This window comes from Desulfocurvus sp. DL1XJH-121, from assembly GCF_054819825.1.
The window spans coordinates 16,006-40,156 of record NZ_JBTVWW010000028.1 but is presented as its reverse complement, the minus strand read 5'-3'; the positions used below and the strand labels follow the sequence as shown (position 1 = coordinate 40,156).

The 24,151-nt window shown below is 70.7% G+C and carries 17 protein-coding genes; 10 read left to right on the top strand and 7 right to left on the bottom strand.

Going from position 1 to position 24,151, the window contains the following annotated elements; translation table 11 throughout:
* Positions 1 to 142: 142 nt before the first annotated feature.
* The 5 genes from ACYYG1_RS15545 to ACYYG1_RS15525 all read right to left on the bottom strand — a co-directional run bounded on the left by ACYYG1_RS15545 (position 143) and on the right by ACYYG1_RS15525 (position 4,565).
* Positions 143 to 664 carry a hypothetical protein gene (locus ACYYG1_RS15545; protein ID WP_461211253.1) on the bottom strand — a complete coding sequence of 174 codons (522 nt, stop codon included), beginning with the start codon at positions 662 to 664 and terminating at the stop codon, positions 143 to 145.
* A gap of 14 nt (positions 665 to 678) precedes the next feature.
* Positions 679 to 1,134 carry a hypothetical protein gene (locus ACYYG1_RS15540; RefSeq protein ID WP_461211252.1) on the bottom strand — a complete coding sequence of 152 codons (456 nt, stop codon included), beginning with the start codon at positions 1,132 to 1,134 and terminating at the stop codon, positions 679 to 681.
* A 20-nt stretch (positions 1,135 to 1,154) separates the two neighbouring features.
* The gene (locus tag ACYYG1_RS15535; RefSeq protein WP_461211251.1) at positions 1,155 to 2,705 is read right to left on the bottom strand and encodes a sialidase family protein; all 1,551 of its coding nucleotides are present in this window, start codon (positions 2,703 to 2,705) and stop codon (positions 1,155 to 1,157) included.
* Positions 2,706 to 2,713: 8 nt separating this feature from the next.
* Positions 2,714 to 4,096 carry an ATP-dependent 6-phosphofructokinase gene (locus ACYYG1_RS15530; RefSeq protein WP_461211250.1) on the bottom strand — a complete coding sequence of 461 codons (1,383 nt, stop codon included), beginning with the start codon at positions 4,094 to 4,096 and terminating at the stop codon, positions 2,714 to 2,716.
* 64 nt (positions 4,097 to 4,160) lie between these two features.
* Entirely contained in the window at positions 4,161 to 4,565 is a 405-nt protein-coding gene (locus ACYYG1_RS15525) for a cytochrome c3 family protein (RefSeq protein WP_461211249.1), read from the bottom strand.
* Between the two features lie 210 nt (positions 4,566 to 4,775).
* On the opposite strand from ACYYG1_RS15525, the gene cbiM reads away from it, so the two are divergent.
* Positions 4,776 to 5,381: a cobalt transporter CbiM gene (gene cbiM / locus ACYYG1_RS15520; protein ID WP_461211248.1), complete on the top strand. Its 606-nt coding sequence runs from the start codon at positions 4,776 to 4,778 to the stop codon at positions 5,379 to 5,381.
* Between the two features lie 5 nt (positions 5,382 to 5,386).
* Here cbiM and ACYYG1_RS15515 read toward each other — a convergent pair whose 3' ends face one another.
* Positions 5,387 to 6,100 carry a PP2C family protein-serine/threonine phosphatase gene (locus ACYYG1_RS15515; protein ID WP_461211247.1) on the bottom strand — a complete coding sequence of 238 codons (714 nt, stop codon included), beginning with the start codon at positions 6,098 to 6,100 and terminating at the stop codon, positions 5,387 to 5,389.
* Entirely contained in the window at positions 6,093 to 7,826 is a 1,734-nt protein-coding gene (locus ACYYG1_RS15510) for a protein kinase domain-containing protein (protein WP_461211246.1), read from the bottom strand. Before ACYYG1_RS15510 ends, ACYYG1_RS15515 begins: the two co-directional genes overlap by 8 nt.
* Positions 7,827 to 7,955: 129 nt before the next feature.
* On the opposite strand from ACYYG1_RS15510, the gene ACYYG1_RS15505 reads away from it, so the two are divergent.
* The 9 genes from ACYYG1_RS15505 to ACYYG1_RS15465 all read left to right on the top strand — a co-directional run bounded on the left by ACYYG1_RS15505 (position 7,956) and on the right by ACYYG1_RS15465 (position 24,132).
* On the top strand, positions 7,956 to 8,372 hold the full coding sequence (locus ACYYG1_RS15505) for a secondary thiamine-phosphate synthase enzyme YjbQ (RefSeq protein ID WP_461211245.1): 417 nt from the start codon (positions 7,956 to 7,958) through the stop codon (positions 8,370 to 8,372).
* Between the two features lie 385 nt (positions 8,373 to 8,757).
* A complete protein-coding gene (locus ACYYG1_RS15500; protein WP_461211244.1) occupies positions 8,758 to 11,856 on the top strand; it encodes a hypothetical protein in 3,099 nt (1,032 codons plus the stop codon).
* 30 nt (positions 11,857 to 11,886) lie between these two features.
* The gene (locus ACYYG1_RS15495) at positions 11,887 to 13,566 is read left to right on the top strand and encodes a glycoside hydrolase family 3 protein (protein ID WP_461211243.1); all 1,680 of its coding nucleotides are present in this window, start codon (positions 11,887 to 11,889) and stop codon (positions 13,564 to 13,566) included.
* Between the two features lie 89 nt (positions 13,567 to 13,655).
* On the top strand, positions 13,656 to 14,126 hold the full coding sequence (locus ACYYG1_RS15490) for a chemotaxis protein CheX (protein WP_461211242.1): 471 nt from the start codon (positions 13,656 to 13,658) through the stop codon (positions 14,124 to 14,126).
* Between the two features lie 247 nt (positions 14,127 to 14,373).
* Positions 14,374 to 16,536, top strand: coding sequence for an AsmA family protein (locus ACYYG1_RS15485; protein ID WP_461211241.1), 2,163 nt, complete (start codon positions 14,374 to 14,376; stop codon positions 16,534 to 16,536).
* A 72-nt stretch (positions 16,537 to 16,608) separates the two neighbouring features.
* On the top strand, positions 16,609 to 17,514 hold the full coding sequence (locus ACYYG1_RS15480; protein ID WP_461211240.1) for a DMT family transporter: 906 nt from the start codon (positions 16,609 to 16,611) through the stop codon (positions 17,512 to 17,514).
* A 32-nt stretch (positions 17,515 to 17,546) separates the two neighbouring features.
* Entirely contained in the window at positions 17,547 to 20,732 is a 3,186-nt protein-coding gene (locus ACYYG1_RS15475; RefSeq protein WP_461211239.1) for a UvrD-helicase domain-containing protein, read from the top strand.
* Positions 20,732 to 21,199, top strand: coding sequence for a 2-thiouracil desulfurase family protein (locus ACYYG1_RS15470; protein WP_461211238.1), 468 nt, complete (start codon positions 20,732 to 20,734; stop codon positions 21,197 to 21,199). The genes ACYYG1_RS15475 and ACYYG1_RS15470 overlap by 1 nt, the downstream gene beginning before the upstream one ends.
* Positions 21,196 to 24,132, top strand: coding sequence for a PD-(D/E)XK nuclease family protein (locus tag ACYYG1_RS15465; RefSeq protein WP_461211237.1), 2,937 nt, complete (start codon positions 21,196 to 21,198; stop codon positions 24,130 to 24,132). The genes ACYYG1_RS15470 and ACYYG1_RS15465 overlap by 4 nt, the downstream gene beginning before the upstream one ends.
* The last annotated feature ends 19 nt before the right edge of the window (positions 24,133 to 24,151 follow it).

Genomic DNA, 24,151 nt, shown 5'->3' with positions numbered 1-24,151 from the left:
CGCATGGGGCGCGGCCGCGTCACCTCCCCCTTCACTCCCGACAAACCAACGCCCTACCCGCGAGGGAACGCGGTGGGTGGGCGGGAGGGCACCGTTGGTTTTGCACCACGACTCTTCCTCTCCCCTCCCCGTCATAGCCCCCTCAATCCCGCGCCGACCGAACCTTGCCCGGCAAAAACGAACTCCTCAAATACCCCGGACGCACGAACAGCAACGGGTTCCGCAACACCGCGTCAGGCAACACATGATACCACCTATACCCCAGCCCCCTGAACAACCGCACGGCGCGGCCCCCGTGCCCGGCCTCCCGGGCCGCCAGCAGGGCCGCGTCCCGCTGGCAGCGCGAGCCCGCCACCAGCAGGAACACCCGCCGGTCCCAGCCCCGGCGCGCCAGGATGCCCCTGATGCGCCGGTATTCCCTGAAGCGCGAGAATCCGTCCAGCAGCGCCACGCAGGCCAGGCCCAAGCAGCCCACGCCCAGGCCGTGGGCCAGCATGTGCACGGGCAGGGGCCAGTGCGCCGAACGGGCCAGGGCCGCGCCCAGGAGCGCGGCGGCCGCCCCGATGCAGGTTGCGGCCAGGGCGTTGGGCAGGGGCGAGGCCCGCACGTAGCGGACCAGGGCGGACAGGGGCGCGGGCCGAAGGCGGGCGTCGGTGTCGGGCATGGGTCGAACCGGGGTCAGGGTGTGCGGCGCAGGGGGATGGCGGAGACCGAAATCTCCGCGCCGTGGGGCCGGATGTCGTAGCCGAGGGTGATGGCGTAGCGCCGTGGGCTGGCGGCCAGGTCCAGGACCACGCGCAGGCGCTGTTCGTCCTTGTGCAGGTAGGTGCGGATGCGGCGCACGATCTTGCCGCCGCCGTCGGGCACATAGGCCTCGTCCCATTCCCGCACGCCCTTGAAGTCCAGGATGATGCGCGGCTCCTTGCCGTCCAGCACCTCGGAGGCAGGCCAGGAAAAGGCCCCGTCCGGCAGGCGGACGAAGACCATCTCCTCGTTGCCGAAGGGCACCAGCCGCACCCGCCCGCCCGCGCCCGCCCCGCAGGGCGCGGCCCAGGCCAGGAGCAGCAGAGCGGCGAGCGCCAGCGGCGCGAACACGGCGGCGCGGTGTCTGGCTGTGGCGGGGCTGCTGGGCATGGCTGCTCCGGTCCGGCGTTTCAGGGCCTGAAATCCTCGGCGGAAAACCGCGTGACCTGCACCCAGGACGTCTCCCCGGGGCGGTATTCCGGGTCCCAGGCGTCGGCGTGGTGGTAGGCGCAGACGAATTCGCCATCCGCCGTCTCCACCCAACCCGAGTATCCGTAGTCGCACCAGGCCGCGCCGTGGTCCTCGGCCAGGGTCAACACCCGCTGGCGGGCCAGGGCGTCGGGCAGTCCCAGGGCGGTCTTCCATTCCCATACATAGGGTGTTTGCCCGCCAGGTTCAAGGGCGGACAGGCGCACCTCGCGCCACACCGAGGCCCCCCGCCCGTCCGGGGCCGCGCCGAAGAGCACGGGCCGCCGCAGCACGGAGCCGGGATCCAGGTCCAGCACGGCCTGGGAATTGCCGCCCACGAAGACTTCCAGCCTGCCCGCGTCGTATTCCAGGCGGATGGAATTGAAGGCCCCGGGGGCCAGGGGCACGCCCCGGCTCAGCCGCACACAGGCAGGCAGGTCCTCGTCCTCGCGCACCAGGGGCGTGAGCCGGTTCTCCTGGATCAGCCAGGTGACGCCCAGGCGCAGGATGCCGCCGCCGCCCCGGCCTGGCGTGGCCATGACCACTGCCTTTAGGCTGGCCTTGGCCCCGGCAGGATGGGTCAGGGGCCTGAGGGCGTAGAACCCCGGGCCGTGGTCCGGCGGCTCCAGGCGCAGCCCCCCCGGGGTCAGGGCCGGGCCGGGGCCATGGTGCGCCGGGCCGTGCACGGCGAAGCCCTCGAGTTCCCCGGCGTCGCCCATCCAGGCGGCGGTGCCGCCCGCTGGCCCCCGGTTGCGGTAGGTCACCAGCAGCTTGCCCGAGCGGGTCAGGCCCAGGGTGGGCCGGTGCCCCACCAGGCAGGTGGGGCGCGGCGCGCTCCAGGTGCGGCCGCAGTCCAGGCTTTCGCAAAGATACATGGGCTCGAAGACCTGGCTGTTCTCGCGCATGAGCGCCAGGATGCGCCCGTCGGGCAGCCGGACCATGGAACCCTCGCAGAGCACCAGGTTCGGGTCCCCGCCCAGGACGGCGCGCGGCTCCCAGGTGCGGCCGTGGTCGCGGGAGGCGAAAATCCGCTGCACTGCCGGGCGCTGGCCCGCCGCGGGGTTGACCTCGCCCTCGTGGCGGTGGGTGCAGGACAGCCAGGTCCCGTCGTCCGCCGCCAGGGCCCGGTCCGGGATGCCCGGGGGCATGCCCTTGTAGGGCTCGGCCGCCCAGGTGCGGCCCTGGTCCGGGCTGCGGTAGGCCAGGCGGCCCGCGTCGTCCAGGATGACCAGCTCCCCGGGCGCGGGCTCGGCGAAGCGTGGGCAGTGGCCGGTGTCGGGGTTGAGGACCTCGGGCGCGCTCCAGGCGCGGCCCTGCGCGTCCCCACGCGAGAGCAGCAGCCTGCGCCGCTTGGGCACGTGGGCGTCGGCCTCGCGGTAGGCGCAGACGAGGCCGCCCAAGGGCAGCCGCAAGAGGTCGGGAAAGGACAGGTACTCCCCGGGCCGCCTGTCCAGCACGGTGTGGCGGTCCGGGTCCTGATGCAGGCTGGGCACGCGGCCTCCTAGTCGCAGGGAACGGGGCGTTCGCGGTAGGTCAGCTGGCCCGTGGTTTCCAGCACGGCCCGCCAGTAGTCCGAGTCGATGTTCAGCTTGCGGCGGCCCCGTGTAACCAGGGACAGGGGCAGGTGGATGTAGTGCCCGCGCATCTTGCTGACCACCATGCCCGTCTTCCCGGCCATGGCCGCGTGCACCGCGTGCTGCCCCAGGAATCCGCAATAGACCCGGTCGTTGGCGTTGGCCGGAACCGAGCGGATGATGTAGCTGGGGTCGATGAACTTCAGCGTCAGGGGGATGTCGCGCTCCTTGCAGTAGGCCGCGATCTCCTGGCGCAGGATGGTGCTGATGTCCCCGAGCTTGGGGTTGCCCGAGGCGTCGGTGCCCTTTTCCGTGCGGCAGAGCTCCTGGCCCGCGCCCTCGGCCACCACGATGACCGCGTGGTGGCGGTGGGCCAGGCGGCGCTCCAGGGCCGGGAGCAGGCCGGTCTCGCCCAGGAGCTCCAGCGGGGCCTCGGGCACCAGCACGAAGTTGACCTCCTTCAGCGCCAGGGTGGCCTGGGCCGAGATGAACCCGGACTCCCGGCCCATGAGCTTGACCATGCCCACGCCGTTGTAGGCCCCGGTGGCCTCGGTGTGGGCGCACTGGATGGCCTGGGTGGCGGCCTCCACGGCCGTGTCGAAGCCGAAGGACTGGAAGATGAAATTGATGTCGTTGTCGATGGTCTTGGGGATGCCGATGACCGCGATCTTCAAGTTCCTGGCGGCCACGTTCTCCTGCACCTTCTGGGCGGCCTTCATGGTCCCGTCGCCGCCGATGAAGAAGACCACGGAGATGTTCATGCGCTCCAGGGCGTCCACGATGTCCTCGGGGGGCTGGGGCCCGCGCGAGGAGCCGAGGATGGTGCCGCCGAACATATGGATGTTGGAGACCTTTTCCGGCGTCAGCTCGGTGATGGGGTGGCCGTATTCGGGCATGAAGCCCTCCAGGCCGAAACGGATGCCCAGGCAGCCCGCCACGTTGTAGTTGTGGTGGGCCTCCATGACGATGGCCCGGATCACGTCGTTGATGCCCGGGCAGAGGCCGCCGCAGGTCACGATGGCGCACTTGGTCTTGGAGGGGTCGAAGTAGGTCTTCTCCCTGGGCCCGGCCTGCTCGAAGGACAGCTTGGCGGTCTTGCCCGCGGGCAGGTCCAGCTCCTCCTGCAGATAGATGTCCACGCGCGCGTGCTCGGGAACGAACTTGCAGTGGGGCATGGGCGAGGCGATCTTGGCCGGCCCCAGGGTGGCGATGGCCGTGCTCTGCTTGTCCGGAACGGCGGCCTTGGCGGCGGCCCCGGGCTTGGCGGCCTTGGCGGGGGCCTTGGGCTTCTTGGGCTTGGACGCGGGCATGGAGACTCCTTTGGACTTTCCGAAAACGGCGCGCGGGGTCAGGCGGCCCCGCGCGCCGGGACAACTACTTCACGTGGCAGCCCGCGCACTTGACGGGGCCGAAGGCCGGGGCCTTCTCCGTTTTCAGGGCCTTGTGGCAGCCCAGGCAGCTCTGCTTGCCGGGCTTGTGGTAGGCCAGATAATAGGCCTTGTCGCCCTTCTTGGTGCTCACGTCGTCGTGGCATCCGGCGCTCTTGCAGGCCACCACGGCCGACTTGCCGTCCCACTTGTGGTGGCAGGCCGTACAGTCCAGGGCCGCGTGCTTGGCGTGGGGGAAGAGCACCGTGGGCTTGGTGGCCGTGGCCCCGTCGGGCACCTGCATGGTGATGGGGTCCTTGGGCGCGTCTGCGGCGCTCAGGGGCAGTGCCGCCAAGGCCAGAAGAGCCAGGGCCGAAAGCAGCAAGAACGTGGTTCGCGGGAATCCTTTCATGGTCATCCTCCTTGCAGCCGCGCGGGCTGCCCTGCGGTTGTCGCAGTCATACGAAAAGAACATACCAGGGCCGCCGGCCTGCGGCAAGGCGCGGCCGCGTTTCCCGTATCTGGGCGCAAAATACCGTGACACGGCAAGGCGAATCGTGTAACCGCAAGGCGGGGCGGCCCCGTGCACCGGCCGGTCGCAGGCCCCGGGAGGAACGACGCGATGCATATTTCCGAAGGCGTTCTGAGCGCGCCCGTGCTGGGCGGCGGCGCGGCCCTGGCGGCCGTGGGCACCTGGATCGGGCTGCGCAGGCTGGACTACGACAAGCTGATGACCGTGGCCATCCTGTCCTCGGCGTTCTTCGTGGCCTCGCTGATCCACGTGCCCGTGGGCGTGTCCAGCGCCCACCTGATCCTCAACGGCCTCCTGGGCGTGGTCCTCGGCTGGGCCGCCTTCCCGGCCGTGCTCGTGGCCCTGTTCCTGCAAGCCCTGCTGTTCCAGTTCGGCGGCATCACCGTGCTCGGGGTGAACACCTTCAATATGGCCGCCCCGGCGGTGCTCTGCGCCCTGGCGCTCCAGAAGCCCCTGGCCGTCGGCGGCACCGCGCGCACAGCGGCGGCCTTCGCCTGCGGCTTCCTGTCCGTGGGCCTGTCCGCGGGCCTCACGGCCCTGTCCCTGGCCCTGTCCGGGGAGGGTTTTCTGGGCGTTGCCGGGACGCTGTTCCTGATGCACCTGCCCGTGATGGTGGTGGAGGGGCTGGTGGTGGCGTTCGCCGTGCCGTTCCTGACCAAGGTGCGGCCGGAGGTGCTGGCGTTCCGGACGGCGTAGCGCCCCTACTCCCGCACCGCGATCAGCGTCACGTTGTCCTTCCCGGACCGGCGCAGGGCCAGCCCCGCCAGGTCCCGCACCGCCCCGCGCAAATCCCTCGCCTCGCCCAGTCGCGCCAGGTCCTCCCCGGCGACGGCCCCGTACAGTCCGTCCGTGCAGAGCAGCAGCACGTCCCCGGGCGCAAGATTCAGGTCGTCCACGTCCGGCTCCAGGTAGGGGCAGCCCAGGCAGAGTCTGAGCTCGTTGCGCCGGGGATGGACGTCGGCCTGGGCCTCGGTCATGCCCCCGGACTCCACCAGGGTCTGAAGCACGGTGTGGTCGCGGGTCAGGCGCACGGCCCGGCCCTCGCGCACCAGGTACAGACGGCTGTCCCCCACATGCACGAACACCGCGCGCCCGTCTTTGATGTACACGGCCGTGAGGGTGCAGCACATGCGCTCCAGGGGCTTGTGCCCGTTGCGCGCCGCGCGGATGCTGAGGTCCGCGGACAGGACCCGCGAAACCAGCGCGTCGCGGGGCTCGCGCGCCTCGTCCATGGCCCGCAGGCTGCGCATGGCCAGGGTCGCGGCGTTGCCCCCGCCCCGGCCCACGCCCACCCCGTCGGCCACGGCGGCCAGCAGCCCCCGCCCCACGCGGCGGATCAGGAAACGATCCTCGTTGCGCGGGCGCACGTCGCCCCGGCGGCTGAGGCCGAAGCCCCGGAGTGCGGGATCAGACATCGCACACCTCGGCGCTGCGCAGCTCCACGCCCATGGCCTTGGCGCGCGCCGAGATTTCCTCCATGAGCTCACGCACCCCGGCCTGGGCCTCCTCGGGATAGAACAGGTACACCGAGGTCATGCGCCGAGACCCGGCCAGAGCCTCGCCGCACAGGGGCGCGAGCACGGCCCCGGCCTCGGCCATGTCCGCGTAGCGCTCCTTGGGGTTGCGGCGGCAGCAGGTGAGGATGAACTCCCGCAAGGGCCCGGGCAGGTCCGGAAGCTTGGCCGCCGGGTCGGGCACGTCCCGGGTGCGGTGCATCTGGGCCAGCTCCTCGCGCGTGGCCGCCTGGTAGGGGCGCTCGCCCATGACCATCTCCCAGGCCATGAGCCCCACGGAATACATGTCCCCGCGCGGGCCGCAGCCGTGCTTGCCCGTGCCCTCGGGCGGGGCGTACAGGGGCGTGCCCGGGATGTGCCCGCCCACGTCGGCCTCGCCGCCCTCGGGGCCGCGCGCCAGGCCGAAGTCCAGGATCTTGATGCGGTCGCCCGGGAGCACGTAGATGTTTGCGGGCTTCACGTCGCGGTGCACCACCCCCCGCTCGTGGGCGTAGGCCAACCCGGAACAGACCTGGGCCAGGATGCGGGCCGCGCGGTGCGGGTCCATGCGCCCGGCGCGGTCCATGATCTCGCGCAGGGAGTAGCCGTCCATGCGCTCCATGATGATGAACACCGTGCGGAAGGCCTCCTCGATGTCGAAGACCTGCACGATGCTCGGATGGCGCAGGGAGGCGATGAGGCTGGCCTCGCGGCGGAAGGATTTCAGGAACTGCGGGCGCATGGCCATGTCGTGGCGCATCATCTTCACGGCCACGGGCATGCCCAGGGCCCGGTGCTCGCCCTGGTAGACGATGCTCCACTCGCCCTTGCCGAGCTTCTTGCTGATGACGTACTTGGCCACGGTGCGGTCCGCCGTGACCTGGGAGGACTCGAAGCGGTTGGCCACCAGCTCCGTGAGGAAGACCAAGAGCCCGGGCTGCTCCCGGGACAGGGCCTCGAAGTCCTCGCGGTCCAGCCGCCAGGCGACCACGGAGTCCAGGGCCACGACGCTGGCGGTCCTGGGCTCGCCCGTGAGCACGCCCATCTCGCCCACCACGTCCCCGCGCCTGAGCTCGGCGATGGAGTGGGTCCGGCCGTCCTTGTCCACCACCACGCGGCAGGCGCCCTCCTGGATCACAAACAGCCGGTCCCCGGCCTCGCCCTGGCTCAGCAGGCGCTGCCCGGCGGCGAATTCCTCGCGCCGCAGGCTGTTCAGCAGGCGGCAGATCGCCCCCCGGGGCACGGATTCCAACAGCGGGATGCGCAACAGGAAATCGATGTCCGCCGGGTCCATGGGCAGGTCCCAGATGCCCGGGTCCGCGCCCGGGGAGTCGAAGGCCAGGCCCCAGAACCCCCCGGCCCCGTCGCCGCCCGCCTCCCAGGCCCGGCGGCAGCCCAGGATGCGCCAGGTCCCGGCCTTGCGGTCGAAGAACTGCAGCACGCAGGATTCGGGATCGGGCAGTCCGGCCCCGGTTTCGATGAGCACGCCCCCGGGGCTCTGGTTGTGCACGTCCACGAAGACCACGGCCCGGGCCCCGTCGCCGTCCGCGCTCTCGGACAGGCGCAGCACCCCGACTCCGGGCGGGTCCAGGGGCATGCGGTCCTGGCCCCTGCGCTCCGCGCTCTCCTCCCTGAAACGTCCTGACATGGCGTGTCCCCCTTGGGATCCGCATATCACGCCAGGGCCGTGAAATGAAGCGGCATCCCGTCCTTGGCCCCGGCGCGCGCGGCGTGTAGGCTTGCATCCGACGCCAACCATCCAGCCCAGGGAGAGAGCATGAAATCCTATCGCAAGGAATTGTGGTTCGAGGTGCCCGCGCGGCGGGGCTTCGTGAACATCACCAGCCAGGTGGAGGACTGCCTGCGCGAGTCGGGCGTGCGCGAGGGGCTCTGCCTGGTCAACGCCATGCACATCACGGCCAGCGTGTTCATCAACGACGACGAGTCCGGCCTGCACCACGACTACGAGGTCTGGCTGGAGAAGCTGGCTCCCCACGAGCCCGTGTCCGGCTACCGCCACAACGTGGGCGAGGACAACGCGGACGCGCACATGAAGCGCCAGGTCATGGGACGCGAGGTGGTGGTGGCCGTGACCGAAGGCAGGCTGGATTTCGGCACCTGGGAGCGCATCTTCTACGGCGAGTTCGACGGCCGCCGCAGAAAGCGGGTTCTGGTCAAGATCATCGGCGGATAGCAGGCAGGCCGTCCACAAACGCACGATCGCTTCGCTGCTGCGTTGCTGCGAAAAATTCAAACCCTCGCGTAGCGTAAGCGCGGGGAGTACGCGTCGGTCTTGAAAATTTTGCAGGAAAGCAAAATTTGTCGATGCGGCGATGCGCATCGCCCGCAGGGGCGCAGGCCGGGACGGCTGGCGAACAATTTTCCTTGCGCCTTGCACTCGCACATTTGTGAACAGCCTGCGAGAAAACAAAGCGATTCCAGCCGCGCCCAGTCCGGCCGCGCCGGTTTTCTTTTTCCCTATTTTCCTTGACGGTTGAAAAAAACGCTCCTAATTGTTCCTTTTGGGACAATCTTGTGACGGAACCGTCACAATACAGGACAGCACCAAGGTCGCATGTATGGAACGCATCTCTCCTCTCTATTTCGACAAGGCCGACCACCGCCTGCTGGCCATAGTCAACGAATTCATGGAGAACGATCCTTCCTTCAAGGATTTCTCCAGCCTGCTGACGCCCTATCTGCACCCCCACGGCATCAAGGAGCTGGCCTCCTCCACGGGCCTGCGCATCGCCTACGCCGTGATCCGACTGCTGACCTCCCTGGAAAAGGGCCAGGCCCAGGAACGCCTCCAGGCCCTGGCCGCCCTGCGCGACGAGGTCCTGACCACGGCGCGCGGATCCATGCGCACCAACACGGCCCGCGCGCTGCTGCAGATCATGAAGGAACTGGTGCGCGCCAAGGGCCGCCACATGCACCAGCTCAAGCTGGCCCACGATTTCCGCCAGGTCATCAGCGGCAGGCCGCGCATCGTGCGCCGCGAGCTGCGCAAGTACTACCTCGTGGAAATGCCCGAGGAATGGAACCAACGGGCCTTCGACCACCGGGTGCACGACGCCAACACCAAGGGCCGCAAGTCCCCCACCCACCTGATCATGGACGCCTGGATCAAGGGCATCCGCGACCTCACTGTGGTCTATTACAACTGCGTGAGCCCCCAGACCGTGAAGGAACTGCTGGAGGCCGCCTCCATCATGGGCATCTCCGTGCGCTTCGGCCTGGAGTTCTCGGCCACCTTCCGGGGCCGCTACGTGAAGCTCATCTGGGAGCCCGGGGGCTTCACGGACATCCAGGGGCACCTGGACTTCCTGGAGAGCGAGTCGGCCCAGGAATTCCTCAGGCTGGGGGCCGAGGCCGCCAGCTACGAGCAGTCTTACGTGTTCGACGCCCTGGAGGCCTTCAACAGCGTACACGCGCCCATCTTCGCCCGGGAGTTCGGGGTGGAGCGCCCGGTGATCAGCGAGGCGGACTTCCGCGCGGCGCTGGGCAGCGGGCAGCCCTCCCTGCACCACCTGGGGGCCTTCATCCACGCCAGGGCCCTGCCCTCGCTGCGCAGGCGCTTTTCCGAGCTGCGCCGCAAGTCCGCCGCGCCCAAGGGCGGCCTCACGGACGAGGAACGCGCCGCGGCCGAGGCCCAGTCCGCGTCCATCGCGGCCCTGGACCCGGCCACCATCGTGGAGCGCTACCTGGCCCCTGCAGCCAACCCGGACCTCAACAACCCCAACGTGCCCAGCAGCCAGGCCCCGGAGCTCATGCGCCTGTCCCCGGCCGGGCTGGCCGTGACCCTCAAGGCCCTGCACCCGGGCAGCGGCATCACCCTCTGCACCACCGGACTCAGGTCCTCGGACGTGGTGGAGATCCTCTACACCTGCGGCGGGGCCATCACGCACCTGGAGATCCTGAGCCTCAAGCGCCACCTCTACGAGCCCCACGGCGACGCCGCGGCCCTGAACGAGATCATGCAGGCCGTGAACGACGCCAACGTGGTCATCCTCAAGCGCATCCTGCGCGGCTGCCTCGCCGAGGTGGACGAACAGCAGCCCCCGGACGAGGACGCCCGGGAGCGGGGCGAGGCCCTGCGCGAGGTGCTGGGCGACATCGGCGGGCTGGTGCAGCGATACAAGGGCACGCCCCTGCGCCCGCGCTTCGGCACGGGCTCCACGGGCGAGTCCTCGCGCTCCATCGGCATGGGCTTGGTGGTGCTGGACACCCTTTCGCGCGGCGCGGTCAAGGCCCTGCGGCGCAAGCAGGAGTACCTGGAAATCGAGATCCCCGTCACCGTGCTCCTGGAAAAACAGATCACCCACACCCCCCGGGACCACGGCGGCCGCCTCTGGCGGCTGATGAACTGGCTGGTCTCCCGCGTGCCCGGGCTGGAGAACCTGACCTGCCGCACCACCCGCTCCTGGCAGGTGCGGGGCTTCAAGGTCACGGCGGACGGGGCCGGGAACATCGGCATCCTGGGCGGGGTGCGCGACCCCGACACCTCCTGCTTCGGCCAGGAGGGCAACGGCTGCAGCGAGGACGATCCCAAGGTCGGCCCCCGCTACCTGAACAGCCACCTGGTCAACTGGCTGAAGGTCCTGGTGGGCTTCATCCCCGCCTTCCTGACCTTCATGCTGACCAAGGACTGGTGGGTCCTGGCCTACCTGGGGGGCCTGATCTGGTTCGGCATCACGGGCCTGCGCAACGTGATCCAGGCGGTGCTCGGCGGCGGCGGCCTGCGCAACCTCTCGCTGCTGCGCTGGTACGACTACCTCAACTGGGGGCGCATCAGCGACTCGCTCCTGTACACGGGCTTTTCCGTGCCGCTTCTGGACTGGCTGACCAAGTCCCTGTTCCTGGACCAGGGCCTGGGCATCAACACGTCCACCGCGCCCGTGACCCTGTACACCATCATGGCCCTGGTCAACGGGCTGTACATCTCCAGCCACAACCTGTTCCGGGGGCTGCCCAAGAGCGCGGCGGCCTGGAACTTCTTCCGCAGCATCCTGTCCATCCCCCTGGCCGTGCTGTTCAACGCGGCCCTGGGCGGCATCCTGGGCATGGCCGGCGTGGCCGCCGTGGACTCGGTGCTCCAGAAGTGGGCGGCCGTGATCTCCAAGCTGGCCTCGGACTGCGTGGCCGGGATCATCGAAGGGGCCGTGGACAGGGGCTACAACATCTCCATGCGCATGTGGGACTACACGGGCAAGCTCCGGCAGGTCTTCGAGGTCTTCGCCCGCCTGGAGGTCATGTTCCCGGACGAGGACATGCGCCAAGTCATGGCCCATCCGGACTACCTGTCCCAGATCACCGAGGGCACGGGACTGGACAAGGTGGTGACCATCAACGCCCTGGATCTGCTCTGCTTCTGGATGTACCAGCCCCGGGCGGCCACGGCCCTGGCCCGGGCCCTGGAGGACATGAGCCCCGAGGAGCGCTGCATCCTGCTGGTCTCCCAGCGCGTCCTGACCCAGGAGCGGGAGGTCTCGCAGCTCTTCGTGGACGGCGTGGTGGGCGCGCGCTTCGCCCGGGCCCTGTCCTTCTACCTCACGCGCTACCAGGACTACCTGCGCAACCTCTACGACATGACCCGGCGCATGGGCCTGGACGACGGCGAGGGCCTGCCTGCGGCCTGCCGCGACCCCAAGGCGGGCAAGGACCGGATTTCGCGTTGACTTTCCCCGGGCCCCGCCTACCCTGAGGCCATGAGATCACGCACCGCCACCATTCTCGCGGGGCTGTTCGCCCTGCTGGCCTGCCTTGCGGCCCCGGCCTCGGCCGCGGACGGGGAGCAGGCCCTGGACGCCATGACCCTGGAGCAAAAGGTCGGGCAGCTGTTCTGCGTCTCCTTCCGGGGCCCGGCCCTGGGCCCGCGGCTTCGCGCCTTCATCCAGCAGCGCCACGTGGGCGGCCTGATCCTCTACGACGCCTGGGGCAACGTGGAGAACCCGGCCCAGGTCGCCCGCCTGGCGCGGGACTGCCAGCAAGCGTCCCTCGCCGCCGGCCAGCCCGGGCTGTTCCTGGCCGTGGACCAGGAGGGCGGGCCCGTGAGCCGCCTGCGCCGGGGCTTCGCCGTGCCGCCCTCGAACATGGCCGTGGGCGCGACCGGGGACCCGGCCATGGCCGCCCTGGCCGCGCGCGTCAACGCCGAGCAGCTCCGCGCCGTGGGCCTGAACATGGACTTCGCGCCCGTGGCCGACGTCAACTCCAACCCCGCCAACCCCATCATCGGCTCGCGCTCCTACGGCGGCGACCCGCGCCTGGTGGCCCGCTTCGCGGCCGAGGCCGTGCGGGCCTACAACCGGGCCGGAATCCTCTCCGTGGCCAAGCATTTCCCCGGGCACGGGGACACTGGCCTGGACTCCCACCTGCGCCTGCCCGTGGCGGACCACCCCCGCGCGCGCCTGGACGCGGTGGAGCTGCCGCCCTTCGCCTCGGCCATCCAGGCCGGGGTCCCGGCGCTGATGACCGCCCACGTGGTGGTCCCGGAGCTGACCGGGGCGCTGCCCGCCACCCTGTCGCCGCGCGTGCTCACGGGCCTGTTGCGCACGGAGATGGGCTTCGACGGCCTGGTGTTCACGGATTCCATGGGCATGGGCGCGGTGCGCAAACATTTCGGCGTCGCGGACGCGGCGCTCAAAGCCTTCCTGGCCGGGGCCGACGTGCTGCTCTACGGCGCGGACAGGGACGCCGAGCCCGAGGACTTCGTCCCGGCCTGGGAGGCGCTGGTCCAGGCCGTCGGCCGGGGCGACATCCCCATGGACCGCCTGGACCGCTCCGTGGCGCGCATCCTGCGGGCCAAGCAGCGCTTCGGCCTGCTCGCCCCCGCGCAGCCCGACCCGGCCCTGGCCGCAAACGGGACGGACACCCCGGCGCAGCGCGAGGCCTTGCAGGCCCTGGCCCGGCGCTCCCTGGTGTCGGGGCGCGACTACGCCTCCCCGGGCCGGGCCCGGACTCTGCCCCTGGCCGGGGACGAGGACGTCCTCGTGCTCTGGCCCGGCGCGCCCGATCCCCTGCCCGTGGAGGCCGCGGACGAGACCTGGATCATGCCCCTGCCCCTGGACCCGGACGACGAGGACAGGGCGCGGGCCCTGGACGCTGCGCGGGCCTTCACGGCCGTGGCCGTGTTCACCAGCCGCGCGGACAAGCGGCCGGGCCAGGCCGCCCTGGTCCGGGCCCTGGTCGCCGAGCGCCCGGCCCCCAGGGTCGCGGCCGTGTCCCTGGACACGCCCTACGACATCCGCTCCTACCCGGCCGCGCCCTGCTGGGTGGCCGCCTTTTCAAGCGTCCCCGCCTCGGCGCGGGCCGTGCTGGATGCCCTGCGCGGGCGGTTCCCCATGACCGGGACCATGCCCGTGGACATCCCGGCGGAAACCATCGACTAGCCCATTATAGTACAAACCCCTATTGCTAGGCCCGCTTCGGGCTGCTATTCTGCTATTTCTCGAAACCTCTGCAGCCCACAGGAAAACAGATGAGCATCACCGACGACGCACAGATAGTCCGCCCCTTCATCGACGCAGTGAGCAACGTGCTTTCGACCATGGCCATGGTCAAACCGAACGCAGGCAAACCCTTCATCAAGAAAGACTCCAGCGCCCACGGCGACATCACCGGCGTCATCGGCCTGTCCGGCGCCCGCGCCGGGACCATCTCCCTGACCTTCACCAAGGAATGCGCCCTGGCCGTGGTCAGCAGCATGCTCGGCGAACCCATCACCGAGCTGGGCGACGACATCCGCGACGCCGTGGGCGAAATGACCAACATGATCTCCGGTCAGGCCCGCCAGGGCCTGCAAAAGATCGGCCTGACCATCGAAGCCGGCATCCCCACGGTGGTCATGGGCGAGAACCACAGCATCTCGCACCTCTCCAAGAACCCCATCCTGGCCGTGCCCTTTTCCACGGATCATGGGGGGTTCACTCTCGAAGTCGGCCTCGAATAAGCTCTCAGACGGTCTCCAAGCGCACGTCTGCTTCGTTGCTTCAACCACCGAAAAACCTCGCGTATTGGAATACGCGTCGGTCTTGCGGTGGTTTTGCGCCTTGCATCCGCACACTTGGAGACCGTCTGAACCATGGCGTTTTCCAAAGGGGAAAAAGGTCTCGATGGCCTGTGAACAGCGGTTGAAAGGGGGTTGATTCGCGCGTATCGTGGTCAATGCTACGGATCACTCCGAACAAGGGATTGCCATGAGAAAAGGCATCAAGATCGCGGCCCTGGCGGCAGTCGTGGGCCTGGGATTGTTTCTGGCGGCCGGGGCCGTGCTCTATGCCGTGGTGGACACCGAACGCGTGAAGACCACGCTGACGGAGCTGGTGCGCGAGCAGACGGGCCGGGAGCTGGCCTTCAAGGGCGAGGTGAGCCTGTCCGTGTTCCCCTGGCTGGGCGTGGAGATGGGGCCGGTGTCCCTGTCCAACGCCCCTGGCTTCGGGGACGCGCCCTTCGCCGAGGTGCGGCACACGGACGTGCGCGTGAAGCTTTTGCCGCTGCTGTCCAAGGACGTGCAGGTGCGCGGCGTGACCATCGACGGCCTGCGCCTGAACCTGGCGCGCAACGCCAAGGGCCGCACCAACTGGCAGGACCTGGCCGGGACCCCATCCAAGGCCGCGCCCAAGGCCGAGGCCCAAGATTCCGACCAGACGTCCGGCGCGGACAAGGCCGCCGGGCCGCTGCTGGCCGGACTGAGCGTGGACGGCGTGCGCATCACCGACGCCGGGGTCGCCTGGGCCGACGCCGTGAGCGGGCAGCGCTGCACCGTCAGCCAGGCCAGCCTGACCACGGGCCCCGTGTCCCTGGGATCGGCCTTCGACTTCTCCTTCGCGGCCCGGGCCGAGGCGGCCGAGCCCGCCCTGACGGCCAATATCGAGGTCTCGGGCCACGCGGACCCGGGCCAGGACCTGGCCAAGCCCAGGATCGACGGCCTGGCGCTGTCGGCCTCGGCCGACGGCAAGACCCTGCCCGGCGGGCACGTGGACGTGAAGCTCGGCGGCGACATCCTGGTGGACCTCACCGACGACACCATCACCGTGGCGGGGCTGAAGCTCTCGGCCCTGGGCGTGGACGTGTCCGGCGGGCTCCGCGTGGCGCGCTTCGACAGCGACCCTCAGGTGGATGCCGCCCTGACCTTCTCGGAATTCAACCCCAAGAAGCTCATGGCCGCCCTGGGCCTGCCGGAAATCGAGACCAACGACCCCTCGGCCCTGGCCAAGGCCTCGGGCAGCATCCAGGCCACGGCCAGTATGGACTCGGCCACCCTACGAAAGGTGGACCTCAAGGTGGACGACACCACCCTCACGGGCAGCGCCGGGGTCAGCCATTTCGCCAAGCCCGCCATCGTCTTCGACCTCAAGGCCGGGACCCTGGACGTGAACCGCTACCTGCCCCCCGCATCGGACAAGGGCGGGGACAAGGACGGGAGCGCCCCGGCCCAGGGCGGCGCCGCAGGCAAGGACGCGGCCAAGCCCTCCTCCGGGCTGCCCAAGGAACAGCTGCGCGCCTTGGACGTGGACGGCAAGCTGCACGTGGGCTCGCTCACCGTGCACAAGCTGCGCTTCAAGGACCTGGACGTCACGGTCAAGGCCAAGGACGGGCTGATCCGCATCTCGCCCCTGACCTTGGGCCTCTACGACGGCAACCTCAAGACCAGCCTCACCGCCGACATGCGCAGCGACGTCACGCGCTCGGCCCTGGACCTGGACCTCTCGGGCCTGCAGCTGGGCGGCCTGCTCACGGATCTCCTGGGCCAGGACAAGGTCACGGGCCTGGGCGCGGCCAAGCTGGCCCTCTCGGGCCGGGGCGAGGACTGGGCGTCCCTGGCCAGGACCCTGGCGGGTCAGGGTTCCGTGAACCTGAAGAACGGCGTGTTCAAGGGCTTCCAGATCATCCCGGACAAGGTCCGCCAGCAGGCGGCGGCCAAGAACTCCGGCGTGGCCGCCGCCAAGGCCGAAAAACAGCAGCCCTTCCAGGACATCTCGGCCTCCTTCAACGTGGACAAGGGCGTGCTCTCCACGGGCGACGTCGCCCTCAAGGCCTCGGGCATCTCGGCCACGGGCAAGGGCACGGCGGACCTCTCGCGCGAGCGGATCGACACCTACGCCGTGGTGGACATGACCGCCCTGCCCAACATCCCCTTCAGCATCAAGGGCGACTGGTCCGATCCGGACATCAGCCTGGACACCGTGGCCTTCCTGGAAGAGACGGCCAAGAGCATCGTGGACGTGCCCGTGAACATCGGCAAGGGCGCCGGCGAGGTGGGCGGCACCCTGCTCAAGGGCGGCGGCAAGATCCTGGAGGACCTCGGCACCGGCATCCGGGACATCTTCGGAGGCAAGCCCAAGAAGAAACAGGACTAGCCCCTTTCCTGTTGCATTTCCCCCCCCAAGCGGCCACACTCCCCGGAGCCCCCTTCAATCCTGAGGAATTTCATGGCCCGCGGATACCTGCTCATCCTTCTCGCCGCCGTGCTCTGGGGCTCCCTGGGCCCGGTGGCGCGCTACGCCTTCTCCCAGGGGGTGACGCCCCTGGAGGTGGCCTTCTGGCGCTGCACGATCCCCTTCGTCCCCTTCTGCGTCCAGGCCCTGCGCCGGGGGCCCCTGCGCGTGGAGCCCGGCGACCGGGCGGCCATGCTCGGATTCGCCATGGTCTGCGTGGTGGCCTTCTATTCGGTCTACCAGTTGGCCATCCACAGCGGCGGCGCGGCCCTGGCCTCGGTACTCATGTACACGGCCCCGGCCTGGGTGGCCCTGCTGGCCTGGGCGATCCTGGGCGAGGCCATGACCCCGGCCAAACTGGGGGCCGTGGCCATGACCCTGGCCGGGGTAGCGGGTGTGAGCGGCATCTTCGAGAGCGGCGCCCCGGTTTCGACTTCGTCCCTCATCCTGGGCCTGCTCTCGGGGCTGACCTACGCGGCCTACTACATCTTCGGCAAGCGGCTGCAGCCGCGCTACTCCACGCCGCTGTTGTTCATGTACTCCCTGCCCCTGGGCGCGCTGGTGCTCTTTCCCTTCGTGGAGTTCCACCCCAAGACCGCCGGGGCCTGGGCGGCCATCGCGGCCGTGGCCCTGTTCTCCACCTGGGGGGCCTACATCGCCTATTTCGCGGGCCTCAGACAGGTGGAGGCCACGCGGGCCTCGGTGGTGGCCACCGTGGAGCCCCTGGTGGCGGCGGTCATGGCCTTCGCCTGGTGGGGCGAGCGCTTCACGCCCATGGGCTACGCGGGCAGCCTGCTCATCCTCGGGGCCGTGTGCCTCATCGTCTTCGACGGCGTGCGCCAGGGCCGCAGCGTGCCCTCGCGGGTCGTGGAGAACACTGAACCGTCCAGGATTCCTTGAGGTTTTCTCTGAATATTTTATAATACACAGCAATGATTGAACAAGTCAAAGCATCGGCCGGTTCCGGCAAGACCTACGCCCTCACGGGACGCTTCGTGTCCCTGCTCTTCGACGCGCACATGGAGCATTCCCCGGCCGCCTGCGGCGGCCCCCCGGACGAGTCCTACTCCTGGACGGAAATCCTGGCCGTGACCTTCACCAACAAGGCCGCGGCGGAGATGAAGGAGCGCGTGGTCAACGCCCTCAAGGCCCGGGCCCTGGGCCAGACGGGCACGCCCTGCGACGCCTACGCCCCCCAGGCGGCCGCGGCCAGGCTGTCGCGCATCCTGCGCAACTACCACCAGCTGAACATCAGCACCATCGACAGCCTGCTCTCGCGCATCGCGCGCATCTTCGCCCTGGAGGCCGGGCTGCCCCCGGACTTCACCCCGGTCTTCGACTCGGGCGACCTGTTCAACGAGGCCCTGGACCGGCTCACGGAACAGGCCGAGGCCGGGGACGAGGCCAGCCGCGCCCTGCTGGGCGAGGCGCTCACCACCCTGCTGCTCCTGGAGAACCGCCCCGGGTTCCAGCCCGGCGCGGTCTTTCGCGAGCGGCTCAAGGCCCTGGCGGACCACCGCCTGCGGGACCCCTCGCCCTACGTCACGGACGCCGCGCGCCTGGACGCGGCCGTCACCCCCCTGCGCGAGGAGTTTCAGGCCCGGGCGCGGGCCCTGGTCCCGCTGCTCCAGGGCCTGGACCCCCTGGCCAATTTCTTGAAGTTTTTCGACAAATGCCTGGGGCACGGCCCGGCCGACGAGGTCCCCTCCTCGGCCTACGCGGCCAAGGAGTCCTTTGCCGAATGCGTGAAAAAGGCCTCCCAGGGGGCCGTGGGCGCGCCCCTGGAGCTGGCCTACATCCATTTCAAGGACGCCCACGCGGCCTACCGCGACGGCCGCGCGCTCCTGGAAGCCGCGCGCAACTGGGCCGGGTTCATCCGCCTGGCCGACGCCGTGGCCGCGCTGATGCGCGGGCGCATGGCCGAGGCCGGGGTGCTGCTCAACGCCCTGTGCCCGGCCCTGGCCAGGAACATGCTCCAGGGCGAGTTCGGGGTGCCCGACGCCTTCTGCCGCCTGGGCGCGCGCCTGCGGCACATGCTGGTGGACGAGTTCCAGGACACCAGCCGCGACCAGTGGGCGGCCATGCGGCCCCTGGCCGAGGAATGCCTGTCCCAGGGCGGGGGGCTGTACCTGGTGGGCGACGTGAAGCAGGCCATCTACGGCTGGCGCGGGGGCGACGCGCGGCTCTTCGACCAGGTGCCGGAGGACCCGGCCCTGCGCGCCGTGGCCGAGGCGCGGCGGATCACCCTGCCCATGAACTGGCGCAGCCTGGGGCGCGTGGTGGCGCACAACAACGACGTCTTCGCCCCCCTGGAATCCCCGGAGACCGCCCTGGCCGCCGCCCGGGCCATGCGCGAAAACGATCCGAACGAGGCCGTGGCCGAGCTGGCCGGACAGGTGCGCACGGCCTTCGCCGGGGCGCGCCAGGCCCTGCCCGAGGGCCGGGACGCGGGCGCGGGCTACGTGCGCCTGGCGCGGGTGGAGGCCGAGACGGGCGAGGAGCTCATGGACGCGGTGCGCGAGGAGCTCGGCGCGCTCATGGCCGAGATCACCGCACGCCGGAGCCCCGGGGACGTGGCCGTGCTGGTGCGCAGGAACGCCGAGGCCGCCCTGGTGGCGGACTGGCTCATCGGCTGGGGCCTGCCCGTGGTGACCAAGAACAGCCTGCGCCTGGCCGGGCATCCGGTGGTGCGCCAGCTCGCGGCGCTGCTCCGGTTCCTGGACTATCCCCTGGACGACCTGGCCCTCTGGGAGTTCGCCAGCGGCGGCCTGCTGCCGCCCCCGGAATGCTGGCCCGGCCGCGCCGAGCTCACGGACTGGCTCTGCGGCCTGGACCGGGGGCCGCTGTATCCGCGCTTTGTGCGCGACTTCCCCCGGGCCGCCGAGCGCTGCGTGTCGCGATACGTGAAAAAGGCCGGGTTCATGACCCCCTACGACGTGGTCAGCGAGGCGGTGAAGGATTTCGGCGTGCTCGCGCGCCATCCCGAGGCCGAGCCCTTCGTGCGCCGCTTCCTGGAGGTGGTGCACGCGGCGGAATGCGACGGCCGCCAGTCCATCGCCGCGTTCCTGGAATACTGGGACGCGGACGGGGCCGAGGAAAAGGTGCCCCTGCCCGAGAACACCCCGGCCGTGCGCGTGCTCACGGTGCACGACGCCAAGGGTCTGGAGTTCCCTGTGGTGGTGGCGCCCTTCCACCATTGGGAGGCGCGCATGGGCGGCGATCTCGCGCCCTTCGAATTCCAGGGCATGCGCCTGCTCATGCCCATGCGCCGGGAGATGGGCGAGCAGTGGCACGCCCACGTCAACACCCAGCTCGTGGAGCAGCTGGCCCTGCTCTACGTGGCCTGGACCCGGCCCCGGGAAGAGCTCTACTGCCTGCTGACCCACAGCCCGTCCTTCAAGGGCTATCGCCTGACCAAGGCCCTGGACGCCCTGCTGGCCGGGCGCGCATTCCGTCCCGGGGCCAGGGGCCTGCCCACCTGGGAGAGCGGCGCGCCGCCCCGGGGCGAGGCCCAGGCCGCCCCGCCCGCTGCCGCGCCCGCCCCGGCCCCGGCCCGGGACCAGGACCGCGACGAGCCCATGGGCTGGCTGCCGCGCCTGAAGATCCACCGCCATTTTTCCGAGAGCATGTCCCCGGACGAGCTGCTCACGGGCGCGCCCGTGTTCGACGCCCGGGTCCGGGGCACCCTGGTGCACGACGCCCTGGACCGCCTGGGCCAGACGGGCATGGACGCCCGGGGCGCGGCGCGGGCCGCGGTGAGCGCCCAGGCCGACGTGCTGCCCCCCGGGGCCGGGGCCCGCGAGGCCCTGGAGGAGGTGGTGGCCGCCATCCTGGACTGGGGCCTGGCCCAGCCGGACTTCGAGGGCTGGCTCACGCGCGGGCTGCCCGAATGCCCCATCCTGGACGAGGACGGCAACGAACACCGCCCGGACCTGCTGGTCCTGGACCCGGAGGAGACCGTGGTGGTGGAATACAAGACCGGCGCGCCCGACCCGGCCCACGAGGTCCAGGTGCGCCGCTACATGCGGCTGCTCGGCTCCATGCGGGGCGTGTCGCGCAACATGCGCGCGGTCATCGTCTACCTGGACGGTCGCCGCATGCGGGAGGTGCTGCCCTGATGATTTCCCCCAACCGCGAGGGCTCCCTGTGGGTGGTCAGCGCCTGCCTGGCGGGCCAGGCCTGCCGCTACGACGGCCACGCCCAGCCCATGGAGCAGGTGCGGGAGCTGGTGCGCCGGGGCCGGGCCCTGCCCGTGTGCCCGGAGCAGATGGGCGGCCTGCCCACCCCGCGCAAGCCCTGCGAGCTGGTGGACTGCGGCGCGCGGGGCTACCGCGTGCTGGACTCCAAGGGCCACGACCACACCCGGGCCTTCCGCACCGGGGCGCGCGAGGCCCTGGAGATGGCCCTGCTCTTCGGGGCCAAGGGCGCCATCCTCAAGACCCGCTCCCCGTCCTGCGGCTACGGGTCGGTCTACGACGGCACGTTCCGGGGCATCCTGACCAGCGGCCGGGGCGTGTTCGCCGACCTGCTCCTGGGAAAAGGCTTCGAAATTCTCACCGAGGAGGACCTGGGGGGCCTGCTTTGAGGCGTCCCTTCACCCTGGTGGACTGGCGCACGGACTGCATGGGCGCCCTGGCCGAGTTGATCCCCCTGCGCACGGGGGGCGACATGCGCGAGGCCCTGGTCCTGTTCCCGCACCAGCGCCCGCGCAGGCACCTGCTGCGCCGCATGGCCCGGGACCCGTGCCTGGAAAAACCCCTGTTCCCCCCGCGCATGGCCGGGGTGGGCCAGTGGCTGCCCGGGCTGCGGCGGGAACTGGACCCGCGCCCCCTGGCCACGGCCGGGCCCCTGGACCGCGCCGGGCTGCTCTACGAGGTGGTGGCCGGGCTGCGGGGCGAGGGCCGGGGCCTGCTGGCCTCCCTGCCCCTGGCGCGGGACCGCTTCTTTCCCTGGGGCGCGCGCCTGGCCGAGCTAATGGAGGAGCTGGCGCGCCACGCCCTGACGCCCGCCAATCTGGCCAACCTGGGCGGCGAGGTGCTGCCCATGGCCGAGGCCCTGCTGGAACAGCTGGGCGAGATATTTTCGCGCTACGAGGCGGCCCTGGCCGAGCGCGGCTGGACCACCCCGGGCCTGGACGAGCGCTACGTGGCCGCCCACGCGGACGAGGCCGCCGAGGCCGTGGGCCCGGGCCCCGCGTTCATCGTGGGCTTCTACGCCCTGACCGGGGCCGAGGAGGCCGTGTTCCGCGCCCTGTGGGAGCGCGGGGCCGAGGTGGTGCTGCACACGGACCCGGCCCTGTCCGCCGGGGATGCGGCGGGCCACTGGGCCTGCCGCGAGCATGCGCTCTGGATGCGCTCCTGGGGCGCGCGGGCCGAGGTCTTCGCCCCAGACGGCGAAGCGCCGCGCGCGGGCGGCCCGGACCTGCGCCTGTACGAGGGCTTCGACCTGCATTCGCAGCTCTCGGCCCTGCGCGCGGAGCTGGACGCCGCCCCGGCCGGGGACACGGCCGTGGTCCTGCCGGACACCTCGGGGCTGATGCCCGTGTTGCACCACCTGCCCGTGAAGGACGTGAACATCTCCATGGGCTATCCCCTGGCCCGCTCCAGCCTGAACCGGTTGCTGGAGACGGTGCTGCGCCTGCAGGAGACCGCCGCCGGGCCCGGGCGCTACCATTGGCGCGAGGTCATCGCGCTCATCCGCCACCCCTACGTGAAAATGCTGGAGCCCGTGGCGGGCGCGCCCGTCCGGGGGCTCCTGCGCGAGCTGGAGCGCTCGGTGCGCGGGGGCGGGCGCTACCTGGACCCGCTGGCCTGGGAACCGGCCCTGGACTCCCTGCCCCCCGGGGCCGTGGCCGAGGGTGCGGACCCCGAGGCCGCGCTCAGGGGCGTGCGCGCGGTGCTCGCGGCCTGCGTGGAAAATTTCGCGCACACCCCCACCCCCGAGGCCCTGGGCCGGGCGCTCCTGCATTTGGCGCGGACCCTGGCCCCGGCCCACGGCGCGGACCTCTGGCGGCGCTTCCCCATCGACGCGGAATGCCTCTACCGCCTGTCCTCGTCCCTGATCCCCGCGCTCACGAACAGCTACATCAGCCAGGACCCCATGGACCGCGCTGTGCTCTACGCCATCCTGCGCCGCCTGCTCGAGGCCGAGCGCGTGCCCTTCGAGGCCGAGCCCCTCACGGGCCTGCAGGTCCTGGGCATGCTGGAATCGCGGCTGCTCAGGTTCGCGCGGGTCCTGGTGCTGGACGCGGAGGACGACAAGCTGCCCGGCGGCCAGGCCCACGATCCGCTGTTGCCCGACTCCCTGCGCATGCTCCTGGGCCTGCCGGACAGCCGCCAGCGCGGCCTGGTGGCGGCCTACAATTTCCACCGCCTGGCGGCCGGGGCCGAGGAGGTCCGCGTGTTCTACCAGGCCGGCGAATCCGCCGGGGACAAGGCCGGGAAGCCCGTACGCAGCCGCTTCGTGGAGCAGCTGTTGTGGGAGAAGGAGAAGCAGCTCAAGCGCATCGTGCGCCCCGGGGACGGCGGGCCCCTCGAAGCCGTGGCCCTGCCCGTGGCCTCCCTGCCGCCCCTGGACGGCGGCGTGGACAAGACCCCGGCGGTGCAGGCCAGGCTGGAGGACCTGCTGCGCACGCGCGAAATTTCCGCGACCTTCCTGGACTCCTACCTGCACTGCCCGGCGCGCTTCTTCCACGAACGCCTGACCCCGCTCCGGGAGCCCGAGGCCGTGAACGAGGAAGGGGACCCGCGCGAGGCGGGCCAGCTGGTGCACGACGTGCTGCAGTCCTTTTTCGAGCCCCACGTGGGCGCGCACGTGAACGTGGCCGGGCTGGACCCGGCCCCGCTGCTGGATGATTTCAGCGACCTGCTCCGACATCGCGCGTTCTTCACCCAGATGCCCTACGACATGCGCCTGGGCCTGGAGATGTCCGGCCGCCGCAAGCTGGCCCGCTTCCTGAAGAACTCCGTTGAGACCACCATCCTGGCCCTGGAGCGGGACGTGAGCGCCGCCCTGGACGTGGACGGCAGGGAACTTAGGGTCAAAGGGCGCATGGACCGCGTGGACCAGCGCCCCGAAGGCCGCGTGATCCTGGACTACAAGACCGGCTCCGTGGCCGCCCCGGCCCAGACCCTCTGGCAGGACGGGGCCCTGTGGGACGCCCTGGAAGGGGAACAGGACCCGGACGGAGAGCTCATGGCCGTGCTGGCCGCCAGGCTTTCCAGCGTGCAGCTGCCCCTGTACTGCTGGCTCCTGGGCCGGGCGGACGGGACCATGCCGCACAACGCGGCCTGGGTGGAGCTCAAGGACCAGGGCAGGGAAATCGCGCTGTTCAGCGACAAAACGGGCGAGGACGTGCGCGAGGACGTGATCACGCGCCGCGCCCCGGCCCTGGTGCGCTTTCTGGTGCGCCGCATGCTGGGGGCCGCGCGCTTCGAGGCCCGGCCGGGGCCGCGCTGCGCCTACTGCCCCCACGGCTTCGCCTGCCCGGCCCCGCCCAAGGCGGGCCGCCGGAGCTGAGGCCGGAACCGGGGCGCGC

Excerpts from the sequence above, each read along its gene's own strand:
- ACYYG1_RS15480 (WP_461211240.1), top strand. The coding sequence starts at position 16,609 with ATGGCCCGCGGATACCTGCTCATCCTTCTCGCCGCCGTGCTCTGGGGC.
- ACYYG1_RS15485 (WP_461211241.1), top strand. The coding sequence starts at position 14,374 with ATGAGAAAAGGCATCAAGATCGCGGCCCTGGCGGCAGTCGTGGGCCTG.
- ACYYG1_RS15495 (WP_461211243.1), top strand. The coding sequence starts at position 11,887 with ATGAGATCACGCACCGCCACCATTCTCGCGGGGCTGTTCGCCCTGCTG.
- ACYYG1_RS15515 (WP_461211247.1), bottom strand. The coding sequence starts at position 6,100 with ATGTCTGATCCCGCACTCCGGGGCTTCGGCCTCAGCCGCCGGGGCGAC.
- ACYYG1_RS15490 (WP_461211242.1), top strand. The coding sequence starts at position 13,656 with ATGAGCATCACCGACGACGCACAGATAGTCCGCCCCTTCATCGACGCA.
- ACYYG1_RS15505 (WP_461211245.1), top strand. The coding sequence starts at position 7,956 with ATGAAATCCTATCGCAAGGAATTGTGGTTCGAGGTGCCCGCGCGGCGG.
- ACYYG1_RS15545 (WP_461211253.1), bottom strand. The coding sequence starts at position 664 with ATGCCCGACACCGACGCCCGCCTTCGGCCCGCGCCCCTGTCCGCCCTG.
- ACYYG1_RS15525 (WP_461211249.1), bottom strand. The coding sequence starts at position 4,565 with ATGAAAGGATTCCCGCGAACCACGTTCTTGCTGCTTTCGGCCCTGGCT.
- ACYYG1_RS15510 (WP_461211246.1), bottom strand. The coding sequence starts at position 7,826 with ATGTCAGGACGTTTCAGGGAGGAGAGCGCGGAGCGCAGGGGCCAGGAC.
- ACYYG1_RS15540 (WP_461211252.1), bottom strand. The coding sequence starts at position 1,134 with ATGCCCAGCAGCCCCGCCACAGCCAGACACCGCGCCGCCGTGTTCGCG.
- ACYYG1_RS15500 (WP_461211244.1), top strand. The coding sequence starts at position 8,758 with ATGGAACGCATCTCTCCTCTCTATTTCGACAAGGCCGACCACCGCCTG.
- ACYYG1_RS15475 (WP_461211239.1), top strand. The coding sequence starts at position 17,547 with ATGATTGAACAAGTCAAAGCATCGGCCGGTTCCGGCAAGACCTACGCC.
- ACYYG1_RS15470 (WP_461211238.1), top strand. The coding sequence starts at position 20,732 with ATGATTTCCCCCAACCGCGAGGGCTCCCTGTGGGTGGTCAGCGCCTGC.
- cbiM (WP_461211248.1), top strand. The coding sequence starts at position 4,776 with ATGCATATTTCCGAAGGCGTTCTGAGCGCGCCCGTGCTGGGCGGCGGC.
- ACYYG1_RS15530 (WP_461211250.1), bottom strand. The coding sequence starts at position 4,096 with ATGCCCGCGTCCAAGCCCAAGAAGCCCAAGGCCCCCGCCAAGGCCGCC.